Below are 12,434 nucleotides of genomic sequence, written 5' to 3' on the forward strand. Positions count from 1 at the left end.
TTTGGAAATCTTCTTCGGCGCATTCACCAGCGAATGGGAGCAGCGGCGCGCAGCGCTGCTGCACGAAATGTCATCTGGCGGGCGAGGCGCTTCGGCAGAGGAAGAGATGCGAAAGCGCGTGAAGGAATTGGCTCAACTCGGCGCTGCAGGCGGCGGCGGAGGCTCGGGCGGCGGTCGTGGATCCACATCGAAGGGGAGGGGGGCTCCTCGAGCGCAGGCGACGTCGGCGACAACGGTCGCCCGCCCGATGGAGGCGCGGTTAGCGGCCGTCGCAAAGGGGAGCCAGCCGGCAGTCGTTAAAATGGCGTCATATGGCGGCGGTGCTCGGGTCGGTGCGATGCTGAACTATGTGTCCCGTGGCGGCGAGCTGAAAGTGGAGAACGAAAGCGGCAGGATCCTCGAGGGGCGGGAGGAATTGGCGCGCATCCGTGGCGATTGGGACCACCTTTTTCAGAACCGCGCAGAAAGCCGCGACATTGGGAATTTTTCCCTCGAAATCGCGGCGCCCGACTTTGCCTCAGAAGAGGCATTGCACGAGCAGGTGAGGAGCACCCTGACGAGCGGCTTTGGCGACCGGCGCTATGCCTATGCCATCGCGAAAAATGACGGCGGCTCCGTGACCGTTCAGGGGCTTGTCGTATTGCGAAGCGGGCAGGGGGAGCGGCTAACGGGCGACTTGAAGGCGGCCGACATCATCCAGGGCCGATACGATGCCAGCGCGGCCGCGGGCGAGGCTGCGGCGAAGTTCTCCTTTCATGGCTACGGAAATGGCGTCGAGTTCGGCGCCAGCCGCTTGCGCGGGCTGGTCGATCGGCATGACGACGTTCGCGACGATCGCGGCCAGTCGATAGCGAATGAGAAGGTCGCGGGCGACCTGGTGCAGAAGGAATGGCGCGGCGAGCTCCACAGCCGCAAGAGCCGCGACGTGATGCACGTTATCATGTCGGCTCGGGCCGGAACCGACGTTGCCGCGTTCGAAGGGGCGGTTCGCGACTTCCTGGCGCATCAGTTCGCTGGGCACCGGTATGTCTTCGCCATGCACGATCCGACCAGCGATCCGAAAGCCGCAGAGGAGGGGGGTAAGCGTCCGCATGTGCATGCCCATGCGATCGTGGCGATGAAATCGGATTCCGGTGATCGCATCGAGACGACGCCTGCCGTGTTTCGCGAATGGCGATCCGTCATGGCAGAGAAGGCGCGGGAGCACGGCATTGAGATGGAAATGACCGACCGGCGCGAGTTTGCCAGCCCGCCGGCATTCACGCGCACCCAGGTCCGGCCGGTGAGCCGAGAAGGCCGCACAGAGCATGTCGGGACGAGCGAGGCTGCGCAGGCGCGATACGACGCCAAGCGTAGCGGCCGACGCACGGTCGCGCAGAGCGACCGGAGCCGACAGTACATCATAAAGGTGCAGGAATCGTGGCAGAAGGTCGCCCTGTCGGGTGGTGATCGTCAGACCGTGGCCTATGCCATGCAGCATCGCAAGTACTTAGAATCAAGCATTTCGACAGCACAGACGGGAACGAGCGGCACTGTCATACGCGCGGATTTTGGATCGAACTTCCGCATCAATTTGGCTACACTGCAGGAGATGGTTTTGGAGGGTCAGGAATTGCGCGACATGTCACGAGCAGAGTTTGAGACCTACGAGAAGAAGGTCGAGACGGCCTTGTTCAAGTTGGAGCGGTCGGTCTCGGCAGACGATCGGGCGGACTTTGACGAGATAGCCGGCCTCGCCCGAGATTTCGTCAATCAGAAGCGTGAGCTGGTGGACCTTTACGAGCAGCGCAAAGAGGCATTGGCGGAGCAAGGTGGCGAAGCGCTTCGCAGCGAGCCGCGTGATTCGACCAACGACGAGTGGGACGCTGCGGTCGCCAAGCACGGCGAGGCTGTTGTTGAGGCCGGCAACGAGGCCATGATCGAAATCGAGCACTATCGAGAGGGACTTGATCGGATCAAGGCCGGCGAGTTTTCGGCCGACCGCAAGGAAGGAATGCAGGCCGGGCTCAATCAAGCTCTGGAGCTGGCCGCGCAGTTGGCTGCCGAAGGAAACAGCTACCTGAGAGACGTTGCCGAGCAGGACCAGGATTTGCGACAAGCCATCGATCGCGGGGAAAAACAAGCCGAAGTTGATCGACAGGATGACGGGCGCGCAGACGTCATAGAGGCAGTGCAGATGGTCATAGCCGAGCGCATTGACCGCCTGAACGAGCGTTTGAGCGACATTGCAGAGGACAGCTATGCGACCCGAAACGAGATATCTGCCGAACGGCAATTCCTCGCGGATATGAACGGGCAACTCGACAAGCTTGGACCGGGGGATGTTCTCGATCTCTCGCGGACGGAAACCGACTACGGCTATGATGAAGAGGAAGCCGCATCCGCTCGGGAGAGTGGCGTCGATTACGTTCCATCGATCGAGAGGGATCGGCAAGAGCACGAAAGCCACGTCGATAGTGTTGCTCCGCAGTTGGAGCAACTGAGAGCTCATGGCGTCACGGTCGCCACGGACTTTAAGGTTGCAGCGCCGCCGTCCCAAAGGGATTTCGACGCCTATATGGACGAGCTGGCGAAAGAGTTTGCGGAAGCAGAGCCCGACCTCGACGAAGAAAAGGGGAAGGCGCCGGCGAACGTCGATGTGATTGCCGAGCAGGGACGCGAAGCTCGCGATGAGCCGGATCGGCTGCCGATCGACAACGACACGCGCGAAGCTCACGAGTTCGCGTCCACCGTCGATGCTACAAATCGCCTACAAGATCGTCTAAATAGGGATAAGGAAGTCGCTCAGCGCAGCGGAGAAACGACGCGGACAGACCCCGCCCAACAGCATATTCCTCGTCTCGAGGAGCTGGAGCGGGAACAGATGCAACAGAGGGAACGCGACCGCGACGACCGGGACCGTTAAGAGGCAATGCTCAACGATAACCGTCAACAATACGTCATCCAGACCGACTCCACCAAAGAGGATGGGCTGGGGAAGGTGATTGCCTTCATCTTCGTCGCCAGCATGTTTCTAGCCTTCGTCCAGGAAGTCTTTGAATCGGTCATGGCCTGGTATCGTGACACGATGGTCTGGCTAAATGACACCTCGGCCTATGTTGCCGGCTTCTGGCCTTTTTAAGGGCTCAGCTCTATTTCGAGATCGGCGCCAATCGACCATTCCTAGTGCAGACCTGGCGGCTTTGGGTGGAGGCTGTGTGAAAACTCCCGCGCATGATAGCCTACCTCGAGTTGAGCGGGAGATTCGGCATGGCGGGTTTCATCGAGGGTAAGGACCGCCGAGAACTGTCGTTCTTGCCGGAATGCCTCGATGACTATGTCGCCGAAGACAACCCGGTCCGCGTCGTCGATGTCTTCATTGACGAACTGGACTTGAGCGGATTGGGCTTTGCGGCGCCAGCGGCGACAGGGCGGCCGGGCTATCGCCCCGCGACGATGCTGAAGCTCTACCTCTATGGCTACCTCAACCAGGTGCAGTCGAGCCGACGACTGGAGCGCCTCGCACGCCTGCGCCAGCAGATGCGCGATCTGAAAGCGATGGAGCACGCCGTCGCGGCAGCACCCGACCGACAGGTCTCGCTGACCGATCCCGATGCCCGCGCCATGGCCACCAACGGCAAGGGTACCGGCCTCGTCGGCTACAACGTCCAGGCGGCGGTGGACACGAAGCATCATCTGGTCATGGCGCATGAGGTCACCAATGTCGGTCATGACCGCAGTCAACTTGCCAGCATGGGCCAGCAAGCGAAGGAGGCGACCGGCGCGGATGAGCTGACCGTGCTGGCCGATCGCGGCTACTTCTCGGGCGAAGAAGTGCTCGCCTGCGACGCGGCGGGCATAAAGGCCATCGTGCCGAAGTCGCTCACCTCAAGCGGCCTGAAACGTGGCTTCTTCGGCAAGCAAGACTTCGTCTTCGACGCCGACCGGGATCTGTATGTTTGTCCGGCCGGACAGGAACTGACCAGAGGCGGGCACCGATCGGATCGCGAAGGCGACGTCATCTTCTATCGCCATTTGACCGCCTGCTCGACCTGCGAACTCAAGCCCCGCTGCACGCCCGAGAAGCTTCGGCGCATCCGGCGCTGGGAGCATGAGCAGGTGATCGACGCCATGCAGGCCAGGCTCGACCGCATGCCCGGTGCCATGCGGGTGCGGCGGCAAACGGTCGAGCATGTCTTCGGGACCATCAAGGACTGGATGGGCCGAGGCCACTTCCTCACCCGGCGGCTCCCCAACGTCGGAACCGAGATGAGCCTCCATGTCCTCGCCTACAACCTCAAACGGGCGATCGCCATCCTCGGAGTACCGATGTTGATGAAGGCGATGAGGGCCTAATCCTTCAGAGCGTCTGTGCTTCACCAGACCACACAGCACCAGGCGTTTCCACACAGCCTCGGTGGACAGCCGAAGTTCGGACGCCCCGCGGTCGAGGTCTGGTTCGCGCCAAATAGCGATCATCCCGGAGAGGAGATTGGGCCGTTCGGGGCGGCTCTAAGCAGTTCACAGCCACTCACATTGTCTTTCTTGGTCTTTTTGCGGCCCAGCCCGCTCATATCGTTGTAGGTAAGTGTTCCAACCCCCAGTCCGTGTGACGACCAGGCGTGCGCACCGGGTTTTCCCACTTGATGCGTTTCAGGTCGACGAGGTTCCAGAGAACGATGCGAATACAAACGAAGGCACTTCCCAATCCGAGCGACTTCGTCTGAACGGCACGCGATCGCATAATGATTGTCACGTCAGATGTGCGAACGGTCACCAGGCTTGGGGCGCACGAGTGTCAACCGACCATCAAAGTGCAAATCCCAGCCGAAATCCAAATCGAATGGCTCTCACGAAAGATGAGTATCCCCCAGACCCGCAAGGGATCTCAATCCTTGCGGAAGACCACGCTTGCGCCCCAACCGGTCATGATCGCCAGTGCGACGGCGAAGAGGCCGTAAATAATCGGCTGGTCGTGCGCCGCGCGGGTGATCGCCTGTTCGAGGCCGGTCTTGACGACCCTGAGCGGCAAGGCTTTCGCGACAACAAACATTCCGTCGCGGAAGAGATATGCGTGCACAAAATGCACGCCGTTTGGGACATTGGCCGGCAAGCGCAATGACGCCTTGAAAAGGCTCGAGCTGATGAACTGCACACCGCCCGGATCGCGCTGGTAAACGCCGCTGTCTTCGCGGACGCGTCGAAAGGCATTGCGGAATTCGACGAGGTTGCCGCCGTCGCCGATCAAGCCGAGCGGCTCCAGGCGCAAGTGATCGACCCCGATGCCGGTGTTGGCGATGACCCTCGGCGGCGCGATCGTCCCAATGTCGCGCGTGCTCGCCAGCGAATAGGATTCCGGCACCAGCTCGAAAGTCATCGACAACGTCTTGACCCAGATGCCGAAGACTCGCTCGTTCTTGCGCACCGTCGCATTATCTTTCGGTCCCTCGAGCGTGACGACGACATTGTATTTGCCCTGGGCCAGAAGGTTGGAGTCAGAGCCGTCGATGGCGCCGAAGATCGTCAGGTCGGCGCCGCGGAAATCGGAGGTAATGGCGATTTCGTCCGTCGAAGTGCCTATCTCCAGCTTCTCGGTAAAGTCACCGTTTTGGGGCTGCGGCTGTGCACCAGCCTGTGCAGCGCCACCGAATGCGAGAAGAGCGAGAAGAGCGAGGCGGATCATCTGGAACCATCTCCTCCCGAAACGACCGAGTAGATGTCCTTCGGCGGAATGATGAGCTCGATCGACAGGCGGATGCCGACGGCAAGGACTAGCAGCGCCAGCAGCGCCCGCAATTGTTCGCCCCGCAGCCGCTGGCCGACGCGCACGCCGTATTGGGCGCCGATGACGCCGGCGATCATCAGGACGAAGGCGAGCACGATATCGACAGTATAGTTGGTCGAGGCCTGGACGATGACCGTATAGGCGGAGACGAAGACGATCTGGAAGAGCGAGGTCCCGACGACGACGCTGGTCGGGATGCGCAGCAGATAGATCATCGCCGGCACCATGATGAAGCCGCCGCCGACGCCCATGACCGACGTCAGGATGCCGATGCAGAAGCCGAGCGTGGCGACCGGGATGACGCTCAGATAGATCTTCGACTTCTTGAAGCGCATCTTCAGCGGCAGCCCGTGGATCCAATTGTGCTGGCCGGGCCGGCGCAACTGCGTGGGCTTGTTTTTCGCGGTCTTGCGCATGGCGCCGATGCTCTCCCAGAGCATCAGGCCGCCGACCGAACCGAGCAGCACGACGTAAAGCAGCGAAATCACCAGGTCGAGCTGGCCCATCCGGCGCAGGATCGAAAACAGCCAGACGCCCAAGGTCGCTCCGACGAGGCCGCCGCAGAGCAGGACCGTCCCGAGCTTGATGTCGATCGTGCCGCGGCGGAAATGGGTGATGGCGCCTGAGATCGACGAGGCCACCACCTGATTGGCGCCGGTCGCTACCGCCACCACCGGCGGAATGTTGTAGAAGATCAGGAGCGGCGTGATCAGGAAGCCGCCGCCGACGCCGAACATGCCCGACAGAAAACCGACGGCGGCCCCCATGCCGAGGATGATGAGGATGTTCACCGATAGCTCCGCAATCGGCAGATAGATGGACACGGGAGGATCTCAACAAGTGGAGTAATGGCTGCTAGACGGCTTTGAGGTTCACTCTCGCGGATACCGCTGCTTTTCCTCGAGCACGTTCAAGTCCATATGGTTCCGCATGTATTGTTCCGACGCCTTCTGCAGCGGCTGATAGTCCCAAGGATAGTAGGCGCCGTTGCGCAAAGCCGTATAGACCACCCACCGGCGTGCCTGGCTCTCCCGGATGGCGGCGTCGAACGCCGCCAGGTTCCAGCGTTTCTCGCACTCGGCGGTCAGACGAGCGAGATTGTCCTGGTATTGCGGATTCTCTGCGAGGTTCTGCAATTCGTCGGGATCGGCGTCGAGATTGAAGAGAAGCGGCGGGTCCTTGTCGCAGAGCATGAGCTTGTGTGCACCCGCCCTGAGGCCGACAAGCGGGGCTTCCGAGCCTTCGGCCGCATATTCCATTGGCACCGGCCCGCGACCACCTTCAGCACGGACGAGCGGCCCGAGGTCCTCGCCGTCCGTCCACGGCTGCACGGAGGCGATGTCGAGTCCGGCGATGGCGGCTATGGTGGGCGTGACGTCGAGCGTCGAGACCGGCGTTTCTATTCGCCCGGGCTTCCAGCCGGGCGCTGATATCATCAGCGGCACGCGCGCTGATCCCTCGAAGAAGCTCATCTTGAACCACAGTCCGCGCTCTCCGAGCATATCGCCGTGGTCGGATACGAACAGCACCACCGTATTGTCACGCATGCCGGTTCGCTCGAGCACGTCAACGATCTCGCCGATCTTCTCATCAACATAGGAGATGTTGGCGAAGTAGCCGCGGCGTGCCCGCCGCACATCGTCAGGCGAAATCTCGAAGGACTCGTGGTCGCAGGCGACCAGAAGCCGCTGCGAATGCGGATCCTGCTCGTCGAAAGGAATGGCTTCGACCCTGGGCTCGAGAGCGGGGCAATCTTCGTAGAGATCCCAGAAACGCTTGCGGGCGACGTAGGGATCGTGCGGGTGGGTGAAGCTGACCGTCAGGCACCACGGCCTCTCATCATTGCTGCGAGCAAGGTCATAGAGTTTCCGGGTGCCGTGATAGGCGACCTCGTCGTCATACTCCATCTGGTTGGTGATCTCGGCGGTTCCAGCCCCCGTGACCGAACCGAGATTGTGGTACCACCAGTCGATGCGTTCGCCGGGCTTGCGATAGTCGGGCGTCCAACCAAAATCCGCCGGATAGATATCCGTCGTCAGCCGCTCTTCAAACCCATGCAGTTGATCCGGCCCGACGAAGTGCATCTTCCCCGAGAGACAGGTCTGATATCCCGCAGAGCGCAGGTGATGCGCGAAGGTCGGGATGTCGGAGGCAAATTCGGCGGCGTTGTCGTAAACCCGCGTCCGGCTCGGAAGCTGCCCCGACATGAAGGATGCACGCGCCGGTGCGCAAAGCGGACTGGCGGTGTAGGTATTGGCGAATCGAACCGAGCGCTCGGCCAGCGCCTTGAGATGAGGCGCATGCAGGAAATCGGCCGGCCCGTCTGGAAACAATGTTCCATTGAACTGATCGACCATCAGGATGAGAATGTTGGGTCGTGACACGATTAAGCTCCTTGCCGTCTAGAGCCCCAGAGACGCCTTGACGGCGTCCAGTCCGCGAGCACCATCGAAGGTCGTGACCCCCGCCAGCCAGGCATCGAGAGGCTGCGGGTTCTCCTTGAGCCAGGCTGCTGCCGCTTCTTTCGGATCTTCGCCTTCGAGGATTTTTCCCATCAGCGCGTTTTCCATCGCGATGTCGAAGGACAGGTTTTGGAAGAAGCCGGCGGCGTTGGGGCACATTTTTGTCCAACCAGTGCGCGCAAGCGTGTAGACCTCGGCGCCGCCGTAGTTTGGTCCAAAATACGCGTCGCCACCGGAGAGATATTCAATGTCAAATCGGTTGTTCATCGGATGCGGCGCCCAAGCGAGGAAAACGATTGGCTCTTTGTTCTTGGCGGCCCGTTCGACCTGGGAAAGCATTGCCTGCTCGCTCGACTCCACCAATCCCCACTTTCCAAGACCGAAGTCGTTGGCTTCGATCATCTTCTGAATGCTGGCATTGGCCGGTGCACCTGGCTCGATGCCGTAGATCGTCTGCTTGAACTCTTCTGCGTGCTTCTGGAGGTCCGAGAAATCCTTGATGCCCTTCTCGGCGACGTAGGCAGGTACCGCCAGGGTGAATTTCGCCCCCTCGAGATTGCGGTTGACGATCTCCACCGCGTCGGCTTTCTTGAGATCGTTGATGAAGGCCGTCTGTGCGGGCATCCAGTTGCCAAGGAAGACATCGATCTCCTTGTTCTTCATCGACTCGTAGCCGATCGGCACAGACAAAGTCTTGATGTCGGTCTCATAGCCCAAGGCCGCGAGCAGAACGCTGGCGACGGCGTTGGTTGCGGTGATGTCGGTCCAGCCCGGGTCCGACATTCGGATGACCTGGCAGGCCTCCTCATCTGCAGCCCGCGCGCCCGTGACGCAAACGCCGGCGCAAATGAGGACTCCGAGCAGGCGGAAAACGACAGAACTTTTCTTCATCGCGATCCCTCTTGTGTTATTAGATTTCTTTATTCATGATCCGCACTGTTCCCCGTGTGAAGACGGATTTTCTTAATATCAGACAAAGGGATTTTTTATGGGAGATCGGCCGGTGGAGCTTGGCTGGATGCGCCTGTTTGCTGAGGTGGGCAGGCGACGCAGCCTTTCGTCAGCCGCCGCCGCGCTCGGGTTGACGCAGCCTGCCATCAGCTATCAGATCCGCCGAATAGAGGAGCAAATGGGCGTGGCCCTGCTGTTACGCGTACACCGCGGGGTCGAACTCACTCGCGAAGGCCAGGCGGTTTTCGAGGTTGCATCAAGGGCCGTCGCGGAGATCGACGGTCTGGTTCGTGGTTTTCGCGCCGAAAAGGAGCGCGCGACGATACGATTGCAGACAGACTATGCTTTTTCCGCGCTCTGGCTCATTCCGCGGATGCACGCGTTTCGGATGCTCCATCCGCAGCTCGATATTCAAATCGTTGCCACGCAACGATTTGAGCGCAGTGCGATGAGGGACAACGATGTCGCTGTCGTTTTCGGCGCGAAGAGCAATATCGGCTCTGATGCCGTGTTGCTCTTGCCCGAAGTCGTGACACCGGTATGCGCTCCAACCTTTCTTAAAGACAATGGACCTTTCGGCGAACCTTCAGCACTCGCAAAATCGACCCTGATCCACCTTGATGCATCGTCTGGTTCACCGTGGTTCGAATGGAAAAGCTATCTTTCGCATTTCAACACCGTACGCGATGCACATGCAGGTCACGTCGATTTGCGGTTCAATACCTACTCCCTTGTAGTGCAGGCTGCGGTGGCAGGGCAGGGCATCGCGATCGGCTGGAGTGCTCTCGTCGATTCACTGCTTTCATCGGGTATGCTTGTCGAGGCGGGACCGACGGTTGGGGCTCCCGAAAGGGGCTATTGGCTGCTTCCACCTTCGCGGGCGGACACGAATACGGGCCACCTCAGCGCTTGGCTGGCCGCGAACGCCCGGTCCGGATAGACTCCAGCCACTTACGAAGCCGCACTCCGCAGAGCGCGCCGTTGCCGCTTTCAACTGAAGAAATTCTGATATCAAGACAGGCTAACCCGGATATCTGATCAGCGCACCGAAATCATCGGCATGCTGAATGGCGGCCGTGGCAAAAATTGCCCGCATCTTTTGAGGTTCATTCGGCGACCGTGGAACGCATCGGCGCTAGTGCCAAAGTAGCCGTTTGTTGATTGTTCTTTCGGTGGCCATTTTCGCAGTGACGTAGGCGCTAAGCATCCATAGAAAATGCTTATGGGAGGTATCGAGAAAACCCTGCTTCACAGGGTCCTAAAATGACGGCAGGAATATAGAAATTAAATAGTTCAAGGGAATTGCATGAAGAGCATTCCAACTATCGCCAGTCTCGTGCTGGGCGATCTCTCTTCGATAGCAGGCCCCCCTCCACGCGGCAGAGGATTAAGCCTGAAGAATGATCCTGATAGCCGTTCAGCTCGAAGCCGCAACTGTGTGGATCAGCACTTTAGCCTGGCGCCGGCCGGGCATGCGTACTTGGCTGAAAAAGGAGCGTTCATCGCAACTCATGCTAACGGCCACAGCGACTGCGGTCACGCTGCAAGGCCGAATTGAGGAGAGACCGCAGTTCAAGAGGAATTACCATGTTTAGAAAGGTGCTCGCGACCACCTGTTTTGCAGTTGGTCTTGCCAGCCTCGCGCCGGCTGCGTTTGCCGCGGAATGCGGGGATGTCGTTATCGCCAACATGGATTGGCAATCGATTGATGTCCTAGCTAACATAGATAAAATCATTCTCGAAAATGGATATGGGTGCTCGGCAGAGATTACCATGGGCGACACAGTTTCGATCATGACGTCGATGGTTGAAAAGGGAGAGCCCGACATAGCACCTGAGGCATGGCTCAATGCTCTGCCCGACATTGTCTCGAGAGGGGTCGCCGAAGGAAAGCTGGTATCCGCTGGAAATGCATTGAGTGATGGGGGAATGCAGGGATGGTACATCCCGAAGTACATTGCCGATGCCCATCCGGACATCAAGAAGGTTTCCGACGCGCTAAAACACCCGGAACTTTTCCCTGCTCCGGAGGACAATTCGAAGGGTGCTGTCTTCAATGGTCCGGCGGGCTGGGGAGCCTCTACTGCAACCAGTCAGCTTTACAAGGCTTACGAAGGGGACGCGAAAGGCTTCGTGCTTGTCGATCCGGGTTCGGCCGCAGGTCTGGACGGTTCCATCGCCAAGAACTACGAACGCCAGATTGGCTGGCTGGGCTACTATTGGTCACCCTCGTCGGTCCTCGGCAAGTATTTAATGGTCAAGCTTGACTCTGATACGCCTCACGATGCAGCGGAATGGAAGCGTTGCATCACTGTGGCGGATTGCGAAGATCCAAAGGTAAACGCCTGGCCCAGCGACAAGGTGGAGACACTCGTTACTGGCGAGTTTGCTGAGCGCGCCGGTGTGGCGATGGACTACCTGAAATCGCGGCGGTGGGATAACGCCACGGTGAACGAAGTACTGGCTTGGATGACCGAGAATCAAGCGACCGGCGAAGAGGCCGCGAGGTACTTCCTGAATAACAAGCCCGAAATCTGGACAAAATGGCTTTCTCCCGAAGTCGCGGATAAGGTGAAGGCTTCTCTCTGAAAGAGGCGAAACGGCTCCCATTCCGCCTGTGGCAAGTCCATGGGCGGAGTTGCTTTTCGCTTTGGACCTGCTCAGGCTCAACAACCGAATGCTCAACCCGGACGACAAGCGCGGACCTTGGCCTAACGCGCGCCCGCTGGCAGTCCTTGGCACGATCGCCGCAGCGCAACGGCCGCAGCCAGTCGCATGGCTCGCGCGCGACATGGGAGCAAACCGCCAAAACGTCCAGCGCATCGTCAATGATCTGGAGAAGGAAGGGCTCGTCACATTCGAGACCAACCCGCATCACCGGCGGGCGCAAACTCGTCGTCCTAACGGCAAGGGAAAGCAGACGTTCGAGACTGCCATGCGCCTGCAGGCGCCGTGGGTAAACAGGCTTTCGGAAGGTCTCAAGGTCGAGGACATAGAGACGACGCACACCGTCATCAAGACGCTGCGCAGCTAACTAGAAGGAAACGGAGATGTTGAAGAGCAGGCCTGATCGTTACGGCGCAATAGCGGTCTCCATTCGTTGGCTGAGCGCCATACTCATCGTGGGGCTTCTCGGCTCCGGCTTTCGGGCCGTCAATGCCATGAACGCGGCGGCCTAGCGGGGATCCTGCGTTTCCACAAACCGGTGGCATCGTCGTTTTGCTTCTGACGGCTCTTCGCCTTGTCTGGTGGCGATT

10 protein-coding genes and 1 pseudogene are annotated in these 12,434 nt (G+C 59.8%); 7 read left to right on the forward strand and 4 right to left on the reverse strand.

Features of this window, described 5'->3' with window-relative positions; genetic code table 11:
- The first annotated feature begins 1 nt into the window (after window position 1).
- The 3 genes from AYK65_RS20845 to AYK65_RS20855 all read left to right on the forward strand — a co-directional run bounded on the left by AYK65_RS20845 (window position 2) and on the right by AYK65_RS20855 (window position 4,335).
- A complete protein-coding gene (locus AYK65_RS20845; RefSeq protein WP_081160334.1) occupies window positions 2–2,905 on the forward strand; it encodes a coiled-coil domain-containing protein in 2,904 nt (967 codons plus the stop codon).
- 6 nt (window positions 2,906–2,911) lie between these two features.
- Window positions 2,912–3,121: a hypothetical protein gene (locus AYK65_RS20850; RefSeq protein WP_081160336.1), complete on the forward strand. Its 210-nt coding sequence runs from the start codon at window positions 2,912–2,914 to the stop codon at window positions 3,119–3,121.
- Window positions 3,122–3,249: 128 nt separating this feature from the next.
- Entirely contained in the window at window positions 3,250–4,335 is a 1,086-nt protein-coding gene (locus tag AYK65_RS20855) for a transposase (RefSeq protein ID WP_081160465.1), read from the forward strand.
- 532 nt (window positions 4,336–4,867) lie between these two features.
- Here the strand turns inward: AYK65_RS20855 and AYK65_RS20860 are convergent.
- The 4 genes from AYK65_RS20860 to AYK65_RS20875 are packed head-to-tail and all read right to left on the reverse strand — an operon-like array spanning window position 4,868 to window position 9,117.
- Window positions 4,868–5,662 carry a TIGR02186 family protein gene (locus tag AYK65_RS20860; protein WP_081160339.1) on the reverse strand — a complete coding sequence of 265 codons (795 nt, stop codon included), beginning with the start codon at window positions 5,660–5,662 and terminating at the stop codon, window positions 4,868–4,870.
- Window positions 5,659–6,588, reverse strand: coding sequence for a sulfite exporter TauE/SafE family protein (locus tag AYK65_RS20865; RefSeq protein WP_081160341.1), 930 nt, complete (start codon window positions 6,586–6,588; stop codon window positions 5,659–5,661). The genes AYK65_RS20860 and AYK65_RS20865 overlap by 4 nt, the downstream gene beginning before the upstream one ends.
- 48 nt (window positions 6,589–6,636) lie before the next feature.
- Entirely contained in the window at window positions 6,637–8,148 is a 1,512-nt protein-coding gene (gene betC, locus AYK65_RS20870; RefSeq protein ID WP_081160344.1) for a choline-sulfatase, read from the reverse strand.
- 18 nt (window positions 8,149–8,166) lie between these two features.
- Window positions 8,167–9,117: a choline ABC transporter substrate-binding protein gene (locus tag AYK65_RS20875; protein ID WP_081160346.1), complete on the reverse strand. Its 951-nt coding sequence runs from the start codon at window positions 9,115–9,117 to the stop codon at window positions 8,167–8,169.
- Window positions 9,118–9,214: 97 nt separating this feature from the next.
- Between AYK65_RS20875 and AYK65_RS20880 the strand changes: the two genes are divergently transcribed.
- From AYK65_RS20880 to AYK65_RS33515, 4 genes and pseudogenes are all read left to right on the forward strand, one after another.
- Complete coding sequence (locus tag AYK65_RS20880) at window positions 9,215–10,117, forward strand: choline sulfate utilization transcriptional regulator (RefSeq protein WP_081160349.1); 903 nt, start codon at window positions 9,215–9,217, stop codon at window positions 10,115–10,117.
- Between the two features lie 647 nt (window positions 10,118–10,764).
- A complete protein-coding gene (locus AYK65_RS20890) occupies window positions 10,765–11,766 on the forward strand; it encodes a glycine betaine ABC transporter substrate-binding protein (protein WP_081160354.1) in 1,002 nt (333 codons plus the stop codon).
- 61 nt (window positions 11,767–11,827) lie between these two features.
- Window positions 11,828–12,211: pseudogene (locus AYK65_RS20895) on the forward strand (MarR family winged helix-turn-helix transcriptional regulator).
- A 16-nt stretch (window positions 12,212–12,227) separates the two neighbouring features.
- Window positions 12,228–12,356, forward strand: coding sequence for a hypothetical protein (locus AYK65_RS33515; protein WP_275531679.1), 129 nt, complete (start codon window positions 12,228–12,230; stop codon window positions 12,354–12,356).
- Window positions 12,357–12,434: the final 78 nt, after the last annotated feature.

The sequence above is a fragment of the Ensifer aridi genome, assembly GCF_002078505.1.
Taxonomy (GTDB): Bacteria; Pseudomonadota; Alphaproteobacteria; order Rhizobiales; family Rhizobiaceae; genus Sinorhizobium; species Sinorhizobium aridi.